Raw genomic sequence first — 16681 nt, forward strand, 5'->3', positions numbered from 1 at the left:
AGGGATCCCTCATGAAACGACTCGCCATTCTGGCGCCGGCCGCGCTGCTGGCATTCGCCCTGTCCGCCCCGACGCATGCGGCCCATCCGGTCGCGGCGGCGGGTGCCTCGACCTTCGATGCGGGTGCCCTGCAGCACGTGCGTCACGGCCATTCGAGCGGGCACAAGGACTACCGTGGCCATCCCGGCGCGCGGGGGCACAAGCAGGCGAAGCGCGCGAAGAGTCGTGGGCGTGGCCATCAAAAGCATTCACGTGGTCACGAGCATCATCACTATCACTACTACGATCATCGTTCGAGCCGCTACCGCCACCGGTCTTCGCCCAGTGGCTCGGTCAACCTGCACTTGCGTCTGCCGTTCTGACCCGAGAGCGACTGTCACACGTTGGGCCCCGGCCATCTGGCCGGGGCCTTTTTTGTGGTCGGGGCATGGGCGTCACGTTGACGTCGTTCAGTGTCTCCCCAGGCTGGTCCGTTCGTGGCCGGCGGGATCCTTCTGGGTGTGGACGTCCCGATAGCCTGCCTGCTGCAGCCGTTGTCGAACGCGTTCGCCCTGGTCGAAGCCGTGTTCCAGGAGCAGCCAGCCGCCGGGCTTCAGGTGGGGGCGGGCGTTGTCGATCACCCGGTGCAGGTCGGCGAGGCCGTGTTCCGCCGCAGCCAGGGCGGTGCGTGGCTCGAAGCGCAGGTCGCCGCGCGTCAGGTGCGGGTCGTCCGGGTCGATGTAGGGCGGGTTGCAGGTAATGACGTCGAAGTGCGGCAGCGGGGTCAGTGCGTCGAGCCAGTCGCCCTGCCAGAGCTGAACCGGGAGCCCCAGCGCGTGCGCATTGGTCTGCGCCTGCTGCAGGGCGCCCTCGCTGCGGTCGCTGGCAAAGGCCTGGATGCCCGGGCGTTCGCTCTTCAGCGCCAGGATGATGGTGCCGGGGCCGGTGCCCAGATCGAGTACGCGGGGTGCGTCGGTGTCGAGCTCGTCGATCACGGCCAGCGCCTGTTCCACCAGCAGCTCGGTCTCGGGGCGTGGGATCAGGCAGGCGGGGGAGACGCCCAGCTCCAGCGTCCAGAAGGCGCGGCGCCCCAGGATGTGCGCCATGGGCTCGCCGGCGCAGCGGCGCTGGCAAAGCGCTTCGGCGTGGGCGGCCTGTGCGGTACTGGCGGGGTCGCTACCGCGCGCGATCAGCTGCGCGGTGTCGAGGCCGGTAGTGGCACTCAGGAGCATGCGCGCCTCCAGCCCCGGGCTCTCGACGCCCGCCTGCTGAAGGCGGGTACGCAGGCCCTGCAACAGGGTATCCAGCGTGGGTGGGGCCTCCATTACGCCTCCGCGAGGGTGGCGAGCTGCTCGGCCTGGTATTCGTGGATCAGCGGGTCGATGACCGGGTCGAGGTCACCGGCCATCACCTGTTCCAGCTTGTACAGGGTCAGGTTGATGCGATGGTCGGTCACCCGGCCCTGCGGGAAGTTGTAGGTGCGGATGCGCTCGGAGCGGTCGCCGCTGCCGACCAGACCCTTGCGTTCGGCGCTCTGCGCGGCCGCCTGGGCCTCGCGCTCGGTCTCGAAGATGCGCGCCGCCAGGTAGGTGAGCGCCTTGGCCCGGTTCTTGTGTTGCGAGCGTTCTTCCTGGCACTCGACCACGATGCCGGTGGGCAGGTGGGTCAGGCGCACGGCGGAGTCGGTCTTGTTGATGTGCTGTCCGCCGGCGCCGGAGGCGCGGAAGGTGTCCACCCGCAGGTCGGCCGGGTTGATCTCCGGCATCTCGACCTCCTCCAGTTCCGGCAGGATGGCGACCGTTGCGGCGGAGGTATGGATGCGGCCCTGGGATTCGGTCTCGGGGACGCGCTGCACGCGATGAGCGCCGGATTCGAACTTGAGCCGCGAGTAGGCGCCTTGCCCTGCCAGGCGCGCGATGACCTCGCGGTAACCGCCGTGTTCGCCCTCGCTGGCGCTGAGGATCTCCAGCTTCCAGCGCTGGTTTTCGGCGTAGCGGGTGTACATGCGCAGCAGGTCGCCGGCGAAGATCGCGGCCTCGTCACCGCCGGTCCCGGCGCGGATCTCCAGGAACACGTTGGCGTTGTCGTGCGGGTCGCTCGGGATCAGGTGGCGATAAAGCTCCGCCTCCAGCGCCTCCGTCTGTTCGGTCAGGGATTCGATCTCGGCCTCGGCCATGGCGCGCAGATCGGCGTCGTCGTCCTCGAGCATCGCGCGCGCCTCTTCCAGCGCCGCGTGGTTGTCGTGCCAGGCCTTCCAGGCCTCGGCCACCGGTTCCAGCTGGCTGTATTCCTGTGACAGGCGGCGCAGCTGGTCCGGGTCCTCGGCGGCGTCGGGGGTGGCCAGCAGCTGCGCGATCTCGGCATGGCGTTCAGTCAGGCCCTCGAGCTTGGTGCGGAACGAGGCCTTCACGAACGGGTGCCGGAGTCGGAATCGTCGCCGGGGTCGTCTTCCGGGGCGGGCAGCTGGAACAGCCGGTGCGCGGCCTCCAGCAGGCGGGCGTCGCCCTCGTGCGCGGCGGTGTTCAGCGACTTGCAGGGGGCATGCATCAGCTTGTTGGTCAGGTTGTGCGCCAGCAGCTGCATGGCCTCCTCGGGCGACTTGCCGGCGCGCAGCATGGCCTCGGCCTTGGCCAGCGCCTCGGCCTTCACGCTGTCGGCGCGCTGGCGCAGGTGGCGGATGCTGTCCACCGAGTCGCGGGCACGCAGCCAGCGCATGAACTCGCCGGCGCGCTGGGTGATGATCTCTTCGGCCTGTTCGGCAGCGGCCTGGCGCGAGGCCATGTTCTCGTCGATGACCTCCTGCAGGTCGTCCACGGTGTAGAGGTAGACGTCCTCGAGCTGGCCGACCTCGGGCTCGATGTCGCGCGGCACGGCGATGTCCACCATGAACATCGGTTTGTGCCGCCGCTTGCGCAGCGCGCGTTCCACCGCGCCCTTGCCCAGGATCGGCAAGGGCGCGGCGGTGGAGGAGATGACGATGTCCGCGTCGGCCATGCGATCGGGGAGCTGGTCGAGGCTGATGGCCTCGGCATCGAAGCGTCCGGCCACGGCGCGGGCGCGCTCCACCGTGCGGTTGGCGACGATGACGTTGCCGATGCCGCCCCCGGAGAGGTGCTGCAGGGCCAGTTCGATGGTCTCGCCGGCGCCGATCACCAGGGCGGTCAGCGGCTTCAGGTCACCGAAGATCTGGCGTGCCAGTGACACCGCAGCGAAGGCGACCGAGACCGCGCTCTGGCCGATGGCGGTCTGGGTGCGCACGTCCTTGGCGGTGGCGAAGGCGTGCTGGAACAGACGCTCCAGCGAGCGCCCGAGCGTACCGGCGTTGTGGGCGTGCTGGTAGGCGGTCTTCATCTGCCCCAGGATCTGCGGCTCGCCGAGGACCATGGAATCCAGCCCGCTGGCCACGCGCAGAGTGTGACGCACGGCCGAGCCATCGTGGTGCAGGTAGAGGTAGGGTTTCAGTTCGTCGCGGTCGATGCCGTGGTAGCCGCCGATCCAGTCGATGACGCGCTGCTCGCTTTGCTGATCGTCCTCGCGGAAGTACACCTCGGTGCGGTTGCAGGTGGACAGGATCGCGGTTTCCGGCAATAGCACGCCGGAACGCAGCGAGTGCAGGGCCTCGCCGAGTTCGTGCTCGTTGACGGAGAGCCGTTCGCGAATGGCGACCGGAGCCGTCTTGTGATTGATCCCGAGAGTGAACAGCATGCTGGCGCGTATTGTGCCGGAAAATGCGGGCGCGTGGCCGAATTTCCCGATAGTGTACTGTGCTGTACGGTTAGCAGGAGGTGGCGCGCGCCGGCCGGACGTCTCCGTATACCCGTTGTGTGGAACCCGCGCTGTGGAACCCTGGGGGCCGCTGCCCCGTCCCATCCGATATGGCCGCAATGATCCCGATTGGACACAACATGATTCGAAGCCTGCTCGCGCTCACCGCCGTGTTCTCCCTGGTGGGTTGTGCGCATACCCCGCTGGACGCCTCCGAACCGCCGGAGTCGGATCGCCCCGAGGTGCTGCCCTTGATGCAGACCCAGGATCCGGAGGCTGTGCTGATGTTCAGCGTCCTGGCCGCCGAGATCGCGGTGCGCTCCGGCGAGCATGCCGAGGCGGCGCGCTATTACGGAGCCGCGGCGTTGCTGAGCGACGATCCGGCCATCGCCGAGCGTGCCACCCGGATCGCCTTGTTCGCGCGCGAGCCGGAACACGCACAGCGTTCGGCCGACCGTTGGCTGCGTCTGGCCCCCGAGAGCACCGATGCCAGCCAGGTCTCGACGGTCCTGCGGATCAACGCCGGTGATGCCGATCAGGCGGCCGAACAGCTGGATTCGCTGATGAATCGCGTCGTGGTGCAGGGTGGCGACCCCTACGCGACCCTGGGTGGTGTGATTGGTCAGGCTCAGGACCAGCAGGCGGCTATGGAGACCATGCACCTGCTGGCCGAGCGCCGCCGCGACGACGTGGGCGTGCATCGCGTGCAGGCCGAGGCCGCGCTGCGCTTTGGCGAGCCAGGTGAGGAGGTGCTTGCGGTGACCGAGCGGGCCGCCGAGCGCTTCCCGGAATCGGTCCAGCTGCGTTTGCTGCATGCACGGGCTCAGAGCGAGGCCGGGCATGACGATGCGGCGGTCGAGACCCTGCGCGCGACCGTGGAGGCGCACCCGGACAATCGCGAGGCCCGTCTGGGATACGCGCGGGTCCTGACCGAGATGGAGGATGACGTCTTCGCCCGCGAAGAGATGGACCGTCTGGTGGAGATGGCGCCGGAGGATACGCAGCTCCTGCTGGCGCTGGCGTTGATGAATCTCGAGGCGGAGCAGCTGGGGCCCGCGCGGGATTACCTCGAACGCCTGGATGCCCTGGGCGAGCGCGAGAACGACGTCGCGTACTACCTGGGGCGCTTGCACGAGATGGCCGACGAGCCGGAGGCCGCCCTGGGCGCCTACGCCCGCGTGGAGGCCGGTGACCATGCCGAGGATGCCCGCCTGCGCAGCGCGCGCCTGACACTCAAACACGACGGGGCCGAGGCCGCTCGTGACCTTTTCGACCCCATGCAGCAAGGCGTGGATGAGGATCTGGCCCGGCGCGCCTATTTGGCCGAGGCGAACGCCCTGCGCGAGCGGGGCGAGTATGCCGACGCCCGCAGCCGGTTGAACCGCGGCCTGGTGCAGTTTCCAGGGAATACGCAGTTGTTGTACCTGCGCGGACTGGTGCACGAGCGCGAGGACGACATCGCGGCGGCCGAGGCCGATTTCCGCACGATCCTCGAGTCCGATCCGGAGAATGTCGCGGCGCTGAATGCCCTGGGGTACACCCTGGCGGATCGAACCGATCGCTATGACGAGGCCTACGAATTGATCCTGCGCGCCTACGAGCGGGAGCCGGATGACGCCGCGATCATCGACAGCTATGGCTGGGTCCTGTACCGCCTGGGCCGTCTCGAAGAGGCCGAGACCCAGCTGCGTCGTGCCTACTCGCTGTCGGACGACGGCGAGATCGCCAGCAACCTGGCGGTGGTGTTGTGGGAGCGTGGCGAGCGTGAAGAAGCCCGGGAGGTCCTCGAGGCCGCGCTGGACCGCGAGCCCGGGCATGAGCGCCTGCAGCGCGTGCGCAACGATCTGATCGAATGAACGGGCACGGGACGACGCGACAGTCGCGGCGGATCCGGGGCGCGGGGTGGCTGGCCGGGCTGGTGGGTGGCTGGGGGCTGTTGCTCGCGGGCTGTGCTGCCCCTCTGCCCGAGGCGGACACCTCGCCAGCGGCCGAGGCGGCCTTCGAGGAGCGCACCGAGCAGCTGGCGGCACTGGACAGCTGGCGGCTGGTGGCACGTCTGGGGCTGGCCTCCGGGGAGGAATACTGGTCGGCCCAGCTCAACTGGCGGGTGCAGGAAGGCCGGCATGTGCTGGACCTGTCCGGCCCGATGGGGCGCGGCGGCGGGCGTCTGACGCTCTCGGATAACGGGCGCGCGCTGCTGGTCACGCGGTCCGGCGAGCGCTTCCAGGCGCAGGACCCGGATACCCTGGTGGCCCGGGTGCTGGGCGAATCCATCCCGGTCAGCGGGATGATCTACTGGGTGCGTGGCCTGCTGCACCCGGAAGCCTCCTACCAGCTGGATATCGATGCGGACGGCCGCCCCCTGGAGATCCTGCAGTCCGGCTGGGCCATCGAATACACCGAGTTCGAGGAGGTTGACGGCGTTTCGATGCCGGTTGCCATGGTCCTCGAACGCGACGAGGTCGAGCTGCGCGCGCGCATCGGCCGGTGGCAGCTAGGGCCGGACGAGACGTGGTGAGTGCGGCGACGGGCGGGGGGTTCGGGATGCCGTTTCCGGCCCCGGCCAAGATCAACCGTTTCCTGCACATCACTGGCCGCCGGCCGGATGGTTATCATGAGCTGCAGACGGTGTTCCAGTTCCTCGGGCTGGAAGACCGCCTGCGCTTCGATCCCCTGCCCGAGGGGCGCTTCGAGATGGCCTGCGAGGCCATCGATGGGCAGGACAACCTCTGCCTGCGGGCGGCCCGGCGCCTGGCCGAGGTGGCGGACAAGTCCTTCGGCGTGCGCATCCACCTCGAAAAGCGGATCCCGGTGGGGGGCGGTCTGGGTGGCGGCAGCTCCGATGCCGCCACCACGCTGGTGGCCCTGAACTACCTGTTCGATCTGGGGTGTCCAGTCGAGCAACTGGCGGCGATCGGGCTGGAGCTGGGCGCCGATGTGCCGGTGTTCGTCGCCGGGCATGCGGCGTGGGCCGAAGGGGTGGGCGAACGACTTGCGCCCGTGGCCCCGGATACCGGCTGGATTCTGCTGATCGACCCGGGCGTTTCGGTTGCCACGGGGGCCATGTTCGGGTGTGCGGAATTGACACGCGACTGCGCCACCGAGACAATTTCGTCCGCGATCGATGCCGAGCGGTTCGTGAACGTGTTCGAACCGGTCGTTCGGGCGCGCTATCCGGAGGTCGATCACGCGCTGGCCTGGCTGGCGGATCAAAGCCCCCGGGCGTATTTGAGCGGGAGCGGCGGCTGTGTGTTCGGGATGTTTCCCGATGAGGGGGCGGCCCGGGCAGCGCAGTCCGCGCAGCCCGGGCCGTGGAAAAGTTGGGTGACGACGTTGCAGAACGCGTCACCCTTGCAGGCCTGGTTACCGCCGTGCGGCGGTAACACCGAAAAAGAATAAGTCCACGCAAGGGTGGCGCGCAGCGCCATCATCCTGCCGGCCCGAATCGGCCTTGCCGATTCGCGGGGTGAGCCGGGCACGGCGCCGGTCAGGAAGTACAATAGAGTTCAGGGAGATATTGGGCCGTAGCCAAGCGGTAAGGCAGCGGGTTTTGATCCCGCCATGCGCAGGTTCGAATCCTGCCGGCCCAGCCATACAATCGCCCCGCGCCGCCGGTGCGGGGCACTGAGTGAACTGCCGGGACGGCAGGATGAGAACCGGGTTCGACTCGAGCGGCGTAGCCGCGAGAGAACGCCGCCGAAGGCGGCGGCCCGAAGGGCGGCGCGCAGCGCCGTAATCCTGCCGGCCCAGCCAACAACCGCTTCGCGCCAGAAGGGCGCGAAGCAAAACCACCAAGACCCCGGTCCCGATCCGGGGTCTATAATTTGGAGCTCGGGCGTTCTAGCGCGCTCGCTCCACTCCATCCAGACCGGGACGAACCGTGGTCGACAAGAATCGCATGATGATCTTCGCGGGCAATGCGAACCCGCGTCTCGCCCAGGCCGTTGCGGAACACCTGGGGCTGCCGATGGGCAAGGCCATCGTGGGGCGTTTCAGCGATGGCGAGGTGCAGGTCGAGTTGCTGGAGAACGTGCGCGGCCGCGACGTCTTCCTGATCCAGCCGACGGGGCAGCCGACCAACGAAAACATCATGGAGCTGGTGATCATGGTGGATGCGCTGCGCCGCGCCTCGGCCGGACGCATCACCACGGTGATCCCGTATTTCGGTTATGCGCGCCAGGACCGTCGTGTGCGCTCGGCGCGGGTGCCGATCTCGGCCAAGGTGGTCGCCAACATGATCGAGGCGGTGGGCGCGGATCGCGTGCTGACCATCGACGTGCACGCCGACCAGGTTCAGGGTTTCTTCAATGTCCCGGTGGACAACATCTATGCCTCGCCGGTGCTGCTGGGCGACGTCTGGCGGCATGTCTCGGGCGATCTGACCGTGGTGTCGCCGGATGTCGGCGGGGTGGTGCGTGCCCGCGCCATCGCGAAGCGGCTGGATGACGCCGATCTGGCGATCATCGACAAGCGCCGCCCGCGTGCCAACGAGTCCGAGGTAATGCATATCATCGGGGATGTGCGCGGCAAGTCCTGCATCATCATTGACGACCTGGTGGATACCGCCGGTACGCTGTGCCAGGCCGCGAAGGCCCTGAAGGCACACGGGGCGCACTCGGTGATGGCCTATGCCACGCACCCCGTGCTTTCCGGCGCGGCAATTGATAATATAAACGGTTCGTCGCTTGACGAGCTGGTGGTGACCGACACCCTGGCCCTGCAGCCCAATGCGCAGGCCTGCGAAAAGATTCGTCAGTTGTCGGTCGCGGAGATGCTTGCGGAGACCATCCGCCGCATCAACCTCGAAGAGTCCGTCAGCTCGTTGTTCATGGACTAGGCCCGTGTGGGCTGGAGCTGTGGACCGGCGATAACCGATTTCGGGAGGCTTGCCTCCCATTCAGCGCCCCGCCTGGTCGCGGGCGGGGTGTGTTCAAGGCGCTTCGGGTGAAGCGCCTTTCATTTTGGAGACCGTAGCAATGAGCATGAGCTTTACCATTGAAGCCGAAAAGCGTGACGAACAGGGTTCGAGTGCGAGCCGCCGCCTGCGTCGCGCTGGCAAGCTGCCCGCCATCCTGTACGGAGCGGACAAGGACGCCGTGGCCATCACGTTGGATCACAATGCGATGGTCCACAACCTCAAGGAAGATGCGTTCTATTCGCACATCCTGAGCGTGAAGCTGGGCGGCAAGACCGAGAAGGCGATCCTGCGAGATGTGCAGCGCCATCCGTTCAAGCCGACCATCTACCACGTCGACCTGATGCGCGTGAGCGCCAATCAGCCGATCCGCGTCAGCGTGCCGCTGCACTTCCACAACGAGGAAGAGTGCAAGGGCGTGAAGCTGGGCGGTGGCATGGTCAGCCGCATGATCAACGAGCTCGAGGTCGAGTGTCTGCCGGGCGACCTGCCCGAGTCCATCGATCTCGACGTGATCGAGCTGGATGTCGGTGACACCGTGCACATCTCCGAGTTGAAGCTGCCGGAGGGCGTGCAGAGCGTGGCCCTGATGCACGGCGAGGAATACGACTACGCCGTGGTCAGCGTGCTGCTGCCGCGTTCCGCGAAGGCGGAAGAGGAAGAGCTCGAAGGCGAAGCCGCGGAAGCCGAAGGTGGCGCAGAAGCCGAGGGTGGCGACGAGGCCGCTTCCGGCGACGAGTCGGAGTCCGGGGACAAGGAGTAAGCCTTGCGGCTTGCCACCTGACTGATGGCGATCCAACCCGAACCGATCCGTCTCGTGGTCGGGCTGGGGAATCCGGGCCCGCGTTATGCCGAAACCCGGCATAACGCGGGTTTCTGGTTTGTGGACACCCTGGCCCGCCGCCATGGCACGGAGTTCCGCCCCGAGAGTCGCTTCGATGGTGAAGCGGCACGTCTGGCCCTGCCGGACGGCGACTGTTGGCTGCTCAAGCCCATGAGCTTCATGAACAAGAGTGGCCTGCCGGTACGCAAGTGCGCGGATTTCTACCGCATCCCGCCCGCGGCCATCCTGGTCGTGCATGACGAGCTGGATCTCGATCCTGGCGTAGTGCGACTGAAGCTGGGCGGCGGCCATGGTGGACACAACGGGCTGCGCGATCTGCACCGCCACATGGGCGGGCCGGACTACGCCCGGCTGCGGGTCGGGATCGGCCACCCGGGGCATCGCGACGACGTGGTGCCGTTCGTGCTCGATCGCCCTGGGCGGGATGATGCCCGGGCCATCGAGGAGGCCATCGATACGGCCCTGGACCAGATCCCGGCCCTGGTGGCCGGGCGCTGGGACGAGGCCGTGCGCAATCTGCATGGGGGTGGGTCGAAGCCGGCCGGCCCCAAGAACTCCGAGGAAGCCCGATGAGTCTGAAATGCGGGATCGTGGGCCTGCCGAATGTCGGCAAGTCCACCCTGTTCAATGCCCTCACGCGCGCGGACATCGCGGCGGAGAACTACCCCTTCTGCACCATCGATCCGAACGTGGGCGTGGTGGAGGTCCCGGATCCGCGGCTGACGCGGCTCGCCGAGATCGTTAAGCCCCAGCGTACGCTGCCGACCACGGTCGAATTCGTGGACATCGCCGGCCTGGTCGCGGGGGCCGCCCAGGGCGAGGGGCTGGGCAACCAGTTCCTGGCGCATATCCGCGAGACGGACGCGATCGCTCAGGTGGTGCGTTGTTTCGAGGATGACGACATCGTACATGTCGCCGGCAAGGTCGATCCGCTGGCGGATATCGAGACCATCAGCACCGAGCTGATGCTGGCGGACCTCGAGACGGTGAACAAGGCGCTTTCCCGTCTGGCGCGTGCGGCCAAGTCGCAGGACAAGACCGCCATCGCCCAATTGCAGGCGGCCGAGAAGGTATCGGCGGGCCTTGATCAGGGCATTCCGGCACGGGCGCAGGGTCTGGACGAGGACGAGCGGCGGGCCCTGTACGACCTGCACCTTCTGACCCTCAAGCCGGCGATGTACATTGCCAATGTGGACGAGGCCTCGCTGTCCGCTGGCAATGCCATGGTCGAGGCCGTGCAGGCGAAGGCGGCCGAGGAGGGCGCCGAGGTGGTCAGTGTCTGCGCCGCCATCGAGGCCGAGATCGCGGTGCTGGATCCCGAGGAGCGTACCGAGTTCCTGGCCGACCTGGGTCTCGAGGAGCCGGGGCTGGACCGGGTGATCCGGACGGCCTACCGCCTGTTGAACCTGCAGACCTTCTTCACCGCGGGCGAGAAGGAGGTGCGTGCCTGGACCGTTCGCCAGGGCTCCACTGCGCCGCAGGGGGCGGGGGCGATCCACACGGATTTCGAGCGCGGTTTCATCCGTGCCGAGGTGGTGGGGTACGACGACTTCGTCGGATACAACGGCGAGCAGGGCGCGAAGGACGCGGGGAAATGGCGCCTCGAAGGCAAGGAATACGTGCTGAGAGAAGGCGACGTGGTACATTTCCGCTTCAATGTCTGAGCGTTATACTAGGAAATAAGTTTGGGGCGTGCCGCGATGCGCGGCTGCGCCCTGTTTTGGCACCAAATTTCGGGAGTACAGTAATGGACGTAATGGATCGCATCCGCCAGCAGGTGGAAGACAATCCGGTGGTGATCTTCATGAAGGGCACCCCGCAGTTCCCCATGTGTGGGTTCTCCAGCCGTGCGGTGGAGGCGCTCAAGCGCTGCGACCAGGAATTTGGCTACGTGAACGTGATCGCGGATCAGGAAGTCATGCAGAATCTGCCGCGCTTCGCCGACTGGCCAACTTTTCCGCAGGTCTATATCGACGGCGAACTGGTCGGGGGCTGCGACATCACCCTCGAGATGTTCGAGAGCGGCGAGCTGAAGAAGATGGTCGACGAGGCCCACGCCAAGCGCGCGGCCAGCTAGGCTGAACTGGTCCGGCGGCCATACGGTCGTCCGGCATATAACCCGTCACCCGGGCGCCCTTATGGCGGCTCGGGCGGCGGGTTTTTTGCGTTCAACTCCCGGGCGGGAGCTCCTCCGGGTCGGGCAGGCGCAGGGCGTTTTGCGGCACCCCGATCCCGTCCTGCCAGCGGTTGGTGATCTGGCAGAAGATGTCCGCCGTCTTTTCCGCATCGAAGGCCGCGCTGTGCGCCGACTCGGTGTCCCAGCCCAGTCCTGCGGCGTCCGCCGCGCGCGCCAGCACGGTCTGGCCAAACGCCAGTGCCGCCAGGGATACCGTGTCCAGGCTGCTGAACGGGTGGAACGGGTTGCGCTTGATGCCGCAGCGCTCGGCCGTCGCGTGCACGAAGCCCAGGTCGAAGTGGGCGTTATGCCCCACCAGCACCGCGCGCTTGCAGTGGTTGACCTTCACCTCCCGGCGCACCTCGCTGAACACCTTGCCCATCGCCTGATCCTCGGGGTAGGCCGCGCGCAGCGGGTGGTAGGGGTCGATGCCGTTGACCTCCAGCGACTTCGGGTCCATTTCCGAACCCTCGAACGGCCGCACGTGCACGCTGACCGTGCGGTCGCGCACCAAGTGGTCGTTCGCGTCGCGGCGCAGAAACACCGCAGCGATCTGCAGCAAGGCATGTCGGTGGCAGTCGAAGCCGCCGGTCTCCACGTCGACGACCACCGGCAGGAAGCCGCGGAAGCGGTTCGCCATCGGGCGGTGATTGGGGTCCAGCTGCAGAGTTTCGGGCATTGAGGTACTCGGTTTCGGGTGCGGCGGTGGTTCGGGATGTCGGTGGCGCCGGGCGGGGATTGTCCCGCGTTCCGGCTGTTTAGGCGGGTTGCGCGCACTTTGCGCACGTTCCCGCAGATTTCCCCGACGATCGGCGCCATAGCGGGCTTTCGCTTGACCTGTTGGCGGGACAGTCGGGATACTTGCGCCTTTTATGCCCGCCCAACACCGGCGCATGGTAGCAAATGCCCGCCTGCCCGGTGGCCCGGCCCCGTAGTGGCAACCCGATTCCCAACCCGTTTTCAGGGGTAGAGCGCATGGACCCGAACGCGATCGAACACGATATCGACCCGCAGGAGACCCAGGAGTGGATCGACGCCCTGGCCTCCGTGCTGGAGACGGATGGCCCGGAGCGGGCCCATGCCCTCCTCGAGCGACTGGTCGACAAGGCGCGCCGCAGCGGGGCCTACCTCCCGTACTCCGCCAACACTGCCTATGTGAACACGATCCCCACCCACCTCGAACCGGAATATCCGGGCGATGGCGCGGTGGAGCATCGCATTCGTTCCTATATCCGCTGGAACGCAATGGCGATGGTGGTGAAGGCCAACCGGGTCTCTGCCGAGCTGGGCGGGCATATCGCCACCTTCGCCTCCGCCGCGACGCTGTACGACGTCGGCTTCAACCACTTCTGGCACGCCCCTGCGCACGACCACGGCGGTGACTTGCTGTTTGCCCAGGGGCATTCCTCGCCGGGCATCTACGCCCGCGCGTTCATGGAAGGACGCCTGAGCGAGGAGCAGCTGGACCACTTCCGCCGCGAGGTGGATGGCAAGGGCTTGTCGTCGTATCCGCACCCGTGGCTGATGCCGGACTTCTGGCAGTTCCCGACCGTGTCCATGGGCCTGGGTCCGATCATGAGCATCTACCAGGCGCGCTTCATGCGCTACCTGCAGGATCGCGGCCTGGCGGAGACCAAGAACCGCCGCGTGTGGAGTTTTGTCGGCGACGGCGAGGTGGACGAGCCGGAGACCCTGGGGGCGATCACCCTCGCCTCGCGCGAGAAGCTGGACAACCTGACCTGGGTGGTGAACTGCAACCTGCAGCGCCTGGACGGCCCGGTGCGTGGCAACGGCAAGATCGTGCAGGAGCTGGAGGCCATCTTCCGCGGCGCCGGCTGGAACGTGGTCAAGGTCCTGTGGGGCCGCTACTGGGATCCGCTGCTGGCCAAGGACACCGACGGCCTGCTGCAGAAACGCATGATGGAGGCGGTCGATGGCGACTATCAGAATTACAAGTCGCGCGACGGCGCCTACGTGCGCGAACACTTCTTTGGCAAGTATCCCGAACTCCAGCGCATGGTGGCCAACATGTCCGACGAGGACATCTGGCGGCTGAATCGCGGGGGGCACGACCCGGTCAAGGTCTATGCGGCCTACAAGGCGGCAGCCGAGCACACGGGGCAGCCGACGGTGATCCTCGCGCACACCGTGAAGGGCTATGGCATGGGCGCTGCGGGCGAGGCCCAGAACCGCACCCACAGCCAGAAGAAGATGGATTCGGACGACATGAAGCAGTTCCGCGACCGCTTCAATATCCCGCTGTCCGACGAGCAGGTGGAGAAGGCCGAGTACATCAAGCCGGATCCCGACTCCGAAGAGATGAAGTACATGAACGCGCGGCGCAACGACCTCGGCGGGCATCTGCCCGTGCGCCGGCCGCTGGCCACGCCGCTCGAAGTGCCCGGGCTGGATGCGTTTAACGGCCTGCTGGAGGCCTCCGGCGAGCGCGAGATGTCGACCACCATGGCCTTCGTGCGCCTGCTGACCCTGCTTGCCCGCGACAAGAAGATCGGCAAGAACGTGGTTCCGATCGTGCCCGACGAGGCCCGCACCTTCGGCATGGAAGGGTTGTTCCGTCAGCTGGGGATCTACTCCTCGGTCGGTCAGCTCTACGAGCCGCAGGACAAGGACCAGGTGATGTATTACAAGGAGGACAAGAAGGGCCAGATCCTGGAAGAAGGGATCAACGAGGCCGGTTCCATGTCCTCCTGGATCGCGGCCGCGACCTCCTACTCCACGCACGGCGTGGCGATGGTGCCGTTCTACATCTTCTACTCGATGTTCGGCTTCCAGCGTATCGGCGACCTGATCTGGGCCGCCGGCGACATGCGCGCCCGGGGCTTCCTGATGGGCGCGACCGCCGGGCGCACCACGCTGGCCGGCGAAGGCCTGCAGCATGATGACGGCCACAGCCAGATGATGGCGGCCAACGTCCCCAACTGCATCGCCTACGACCCGACCTTCGCCTACGAGCTGGCGGTGATCGTGCAGGACGGCATGCGCCGCATGTACGCGGAGCAGCAAAGCGTCTTCTACTACATCACCGTGATGAACGAGAACTACCCGCAGCCGGCCATGCCGAAGGGTGCCGAGGAAGGCATCCGCCGCGGGCTGTATCGCTTCCAGGCGGGCGGGCGCAAGAAAAAGAAGGTGCGTCTGCTGGGCTCCGGCACCATCCTGCGCGAGGCCATCGCCGCCGCCGAACTGCTGGACAAGGACTTCGGCGTGGCCGCCGAGGTGTGGAGCGCGACCAGCTTCAACGAACTGGCCCGCGACGGCCGCGATGCCGACCGCCATGCGCGCCTGAATCCGGAGGCCAAGCCGCGCAAGTCCTGGGTGGAGGAGTGCCTGGGTGGTTCGGACGACCCGGTCATCGCCGCGACCGACTACGTCCAGGCCTACGCCGACCAGATCCGCGCCTTCGTGCCGGCCGACTATCGCGTGCTGGGCACCGACGGCTTCGGCCGCTCGGACACCCGCGCGGCGCTGCGCCGGCACTTCGAGGTCGATCGTTACCACATCGCGGTCACGGCCCTGAAGGCCCTGGCCGACGCCGGGACCGTCGAGGCCAAGACCGTCACCGACGCGATCAAGAAGTACAAGATCGACGTCGAACGGCCCAACCCCTTGCAGGCCTGAGGCCGCCGGTACCGAGGCAGGAGCAGACATGAGCAACACGACTACCGTGCACGTACCGGACATCGGTGACTTTAAGGACGTCGAGATCATCGAGGTGATCGTGAGCCCGGGGGACACCATCGCCCCGGAGGATCCGCTGATCACGCTGGAATCGGACAAGGCCTCCATCGAGATCCCGGCCCCGCAGGGCGGGACCGTGAAAGCAGTCAAGGTAAAGGCCGGCGACCGCGTCAACGAGGGCGATCCGATCCTGGAACTGGAACCCTCCGACGAGGGTGCCGCCGAGGACAAGTCCGCGAAAGACGAGCCGCCGAAGCAGGAAGCATCCTCTTCGGATGCCAAAGCCGAATCGGCCCCCGAGGCCGAAAAGCCGCAGCCCTCCGAGGCGCCGAAGGCCGCCGACCGGGCCGACCCGCGCCCGTCGCCCACCGAGCACATCCGTGACGAGTCGGCCTTCCGCAAGGCGCATGCCTCGCCGGTGGTGCGCAAGTTCGCGCGCGAGCTGGGCGTCGACCTGAGCAAGGTCGACGGATCCGGGCGCAAGGGGCGCATCCTGCGCGAGGACGTGCAGGGCTTCGTCAAGCGCGCCTTGAGCCAGGGCGCTGGTGGCGGGCTGGGGGTCGAGCCGATGCCGGAGATCGACTTCTCCGAGTTTGGGCCGACCGAGACCCAGCCGCTGTCGAAGATCAACAAGCTCACCGGCAAGAACCTGCATCGCAACTGGGTCACCGTCCCGCACGTGACCCAGTTCGACGAGGCCGACATCACCGAGCTCGAGGACTTCCGCAAGTCGCTGAAGGCCGAGTACGAAAAGAAGGGCGTGAAGGTCACCTTCCTGCCGTTCCTGATGAAGGCGGTGGTCTCCGCGTTGAAGCAGTACCCGCGTTTCAACGCCTCGCTGGACGCAACCGGCGAGAATCTGATCATCAAGCAGTACTACAACCTCGGCATCGCGGTGGACACCCCGGACGGCCTGGTGGTCCCGGTGGTACGCGACGTGGACCGCAAGAGCCTGGTCGACATCGCTTCCGAACTGATGGACCTGTCCCAGCGTGCCCGTGACAAGAAGCTCAAGCCGGCGGACATGCAGGGCGGATGCCTGACCATCTCCAGCCTCGGCGGGATCGGCGGAACCCAGTTCACTCCGATCGTGAATGCCCCCGAGGTCGCGATCCTGGGCGTGTCGCGCTCCAGCATGAAGCCGGTCTGGAACGGCAAGGAGTTCGAGCCGCGCCTGATTCTGCCGCTGGCACTGTCGTACGATCACCGGGTGATCGACGGCGCCCTGGGCGCGCGCTTCGCTACCACGCTGAGCGGACTGTTGTCCGACATGCGCCGCATGCTGCTGTAACCGAATTCGAAC

14 protein-coding genes, 1 tRNA gene, 1 other RNA gene and 1 pseudogene are annotated in these 16681 nt (G+C 67.0%); 13 read left to right on the top strand and 4 right to left on the bottom strand.

Annotated features, from left to right (window positions below; translation table 11 throughout):
• The first annotated feature begins 11 nt into the window (after window positions 1-11).
• A complete protein-coding gene (locus tag G333_RS0105650) occupies window positions 12-362 on the top strand; it encodes a hypothetical protein (RefSeq protein ID WP_019562796.1) in 351 nt (116 codons plus the stop codon).
• An 87-nt stretch (window positions 363-449) separates the two neighbouring features.
• On the opposite strand, the gene prmC is transcribed toward G333_RS0105650, so the two are convergent.
• The 3 genes from prmC to hemA are packed head-to-tail and all read right to left on the bottom strand — an operon-like array spanning window position 450 to window position 3684.
• Window positions 450-1304, bottom strand: coding sequence for a peptide chain release factor N(5)-glutamine methyltransferase (gene prmC, locus G333_RS0105655; RefSeq protein WP_019562797.1), 855 nt, complete (start codon window positions 1302-1304; stop codon window positions 450-452).
• Entirely contained in the window at window positions 1304-2389 is a 1086-nt protein-coding gene (gene prfA, locus G333_RS0105660) for a peptide chain release factor 1 (protein ID WP_018951638.1), read from the bottom strand. The genes prmC and prfA overlap by 1 nt, the downstream gene beginning before the upstream one ends.
• The gene (gene hemA, locus G333_RS0105665) at window positions 2386-3684 is read right to left on the bottom strand and encodes a glutamyl-tRNA reductase (protein WP_019627920.1); all 1299 of its coding nucleotides are present in this window, start codon (window positions 3682-3684) and stop codon (window positions 2386-2388) included. The genes prfA and hemA overlap by 4 nt, the downstream gene beginning before the upstream one ends.
• Window positions 3685-3854: 170 nt before the next feature.
• Here hemA and G333_RS0105670 point away from each other — a divergent pair, with 170 nt between their 5' ends.
• The 10 genes from G333_RS0105670 (at window position 3855) to grxD (ending at window position 11580) form a co-directional block, all read left to right on the top strand.
• The gene (locus G333_RS0105670) at window positions 3855-5600 is read left to right on the top strand and encodes a tetratricopeptide repeat protein (protein ID WP_019627921.1); all 1746 of its coding nucleotides are present in this window, start codon (window positions 3855-3857) and stop codon (window positions 5598-5600) included.
• On the top strand, window positions 5597-6262 hold the full coding sequence (gene lolB, locus G333_RS0105675) for a lipoprotein insertase outer membrane protein LolB (RefSeq protein WP_019567628.1): 666 nt from the start codon (window positions 5597-5599) through the stop codon (window positions 6260-6262). The genes G333_RS0105670 and lolB overlap by 4 nt, the downstream gene beginning before the upstream one ends.
• A gap of 26 nt (window positions 6263-6288) precedes the next feature.
• Window positions 6289-7143 carry a 4-(cytidine 5'-diphospho)-2-C-methyl-D-erythritol kinase gene (ispE, locus tag G333_RS0105680; protein ID WP_051080802.1) on the top strand — a complete coding sequence of 285 codons (855 nt, stop codon included), beginning with the start codon at window positions 6289-6291 and terminating at the stop codon, window positions 7141-7143.
• A gap of 119 nt (window positions 7144-7262) precedes the next feature.
• A tRNA-Gln gene (locus G333_RS0105685) sits at window positions 7263-7337 on the top strand.
• A gap of 35 nt (window positions 7338-7372) precedes the next feature.
• Window positions 7373-7497: non-coding RNA, RtT sRNA (locus G333_RS14655), on the top strand.
• Window positions 7498-7642: 145 nt separating this feature from the next.
• The gene (locus G333_RS0105690; protein ID WP_196800520.1) at window positions 7643-8581 is read left to right on the top strand and encodes a ribose-phosphate diphosphokinase; all 939 of its coding nucleotides are present in this window, start codon (window positions 7643-7645) and stop codon (window positions 8579-8581) included.
• Window positions 8582-8720: 139 nt separating this feature from the next.
• Window positions 8721-9422: a 50S ribosomal protein L25/general stress protein Ctc gene (locus G333_RS0105695; protein ID WP_018169038.1), complete on the top strand. Its 702-nt coding sequence runs from the start codon at window positions 8721-8723 to the stop codon at window positions 9420-9422.
• 24 nt (window positions 9423-9446) lie between these two features.
• Window positions 9447-10076 (top strand): aminoacyl-tRNA hydrolase, encoded by a 630-nt coding sequence (gene pth, locus G333_RS0105700; protein ID WP_019567630.1) that lies wholly within the window; start codon window positions 9447-9449, stop codon window positions 10074-10076.
• A complete protein-coding gene (ychF, locus tag G333_RS0105705; RefSeq protein ID WP_018937282.1) occupies window positions 10073-11167 on the top strand; it encodes a redox-regulated ATPase YchF in 1095 nt (364 codons plus the stop codon). The genes pth and ychF overlap by 4 nt, the downstream gene beginning before the upstream one ends.
• 83 nt (window positions 11168-11250) lie before the next feature.
• Window positions 11251-11580, top strand: coding sequence for a Grx4 family monothiol glutaredoxin (gene grxD, locus G333_RS0105710; protein WP_018145267.1), 330 nt, complete (start codon window positions 11251-11253; stop codon window positions 11578-11580).
• A 91-nt stretch (window positions 11581-11671) separates the two neighbouring features.
• Here the strand turns inward: grxD and rnt are convergent, their stop codons facing one another.
• A complete protein-coding gene (gene rnt, locus G333_RS0105715) occupies window positions 11672-12358 on the bottom strand; it encodes a ribonuclease T (RefSeq protein WP_018145268.1) in 687 nt (228 codons plus the stop codon).
• A gap of 296 nt (window positions 12359-12654) precedes the next feature.
• On the opposite strand from rnt, the gene aceE reads away from it, so the two are divergent.
• Both aceE and aceF read left to right on the top strand, forming a co-directional pair.
• Entirely contained in the window at window positions 12655-15318 is a 2664-nt protein-coding gene (aceE, locus tag G333_RS0105720) for a pyruvate dehydrogenase (acetyl-transferring), homodimeric type (RefSeq protein WP_019627924.1), read from the top strand.
• Window positions 15314-16669: pseudogene (aceF, locus tag G333_RS0105725) on the top strand (dihydrolipoyllysine-residue acetyltransferase); the annotation flags it as partial. The gene aceE and the pseudogene aceF, both read left to right, overlap by 5 nt.
• Window positions 16670-16681: the final 12 nt, after the last annotated feature.

It is taken from the genome of Thioalkalivibrio sp. AKL10 (assembly GCF_000381845.1).
Classification (GTDB): Bacteria; Pseudomonadota; Gammaproteobacteria; order Ectothiorhodospirales; family Ectothiorhodospiraceae; genus Thioalkalivibrio; species Thioalkalivibrio versutus.

Excerpts from the sequence above, each read along its gene's own strand:
- G333_RS0105650 (WP_019562796.1), top strand. The coding sequence starts at position 12 with ATGAAACGACTCGCCATTCTGGCGCCGGCCGCGCTGCTGGCATTCGCC.
- prmC (WP_019562797.1), bottom strand. The coding sequence starts at position 1,304 with ATGGAGGCCCCACCCACGCTGGATACCCTGTTGCAGGGCCTGCGTACC.
- hemA (WP_019627920.1), bottom strand. The coding sequence starts at position 3,684 with ATGCTGTTCACTCTCGGGATCAATCACAAGACGGCTCCGGTCGCCATT.
- G333_RS0105670 (WP_019627921.1), top strand. The coding sequence starts at position 3,855 with ATGGCCGCAATGATCCCGATTGGACACAACATGATTCGAAGCCTGCTC.
- lolB (WP_019567628.1), top strand. The coding sequence starts at position 5,597 with ATGAACGGGCACGGGACGACGCGACAGTCGCGGCGGATCCGGGGCGCG.
- ispE (WP_051080802.1), top strand. The coding sequence starts at position 6,289 with ATGCCGTTTCCGGCCCCGGCCAAGATCAACCGTTTCCTGCACATCACT.
- G333_RS0105690 (WP_196800520.1), top strand. The coding sequence starts at position 7,643 with ATGATGATCTTCGCGGGCAATGCGAACCCGCGTCTCGCCCAGGCCGTT.
- G333_RS0105695 (WP_018169038.1), top strand. The coding sequence starts at position 8,721 with ATGAGCATGAGCTTTACCATTGAAGCCGAAAAGCGTGACGAACAGGGT.
- pth (WP_019567630.1), top strand. The coding sequence starts at position 9,447 with ATGGCGATCCAACCCGAACCGATCCGTCTCGTGGTCGGGCTGGGGAAT.
- ychF (WP_018937282.1), top strand. The coding sequence starts at position 10,073 with ATGAGTCTGAAATGCGGGATCGTGGGCCTGCCGAATGTCGGCAAGTCC.
- grxD (WP_018145267.1), top strand. The coding sequence starts at position 11,251 with ATGGACGTAATGGATCGCATCCGCCAGCAGGTGGAAGACAATCCGGTG.
- rnt (WP_018145268.1), bottom strand. The coding sequence starts at position 12,358 with ATGCCCGAAACTCTGCAGCTGGACCCCAATCACCGCCCGATGGCGAAC.
- aceE (WP_019627924.1), top strand. The coding sequence starts at position 12,655 with ATGGACCCGAACGCGATCGAACACGATATCGACCCGCAGGAGACCCAG.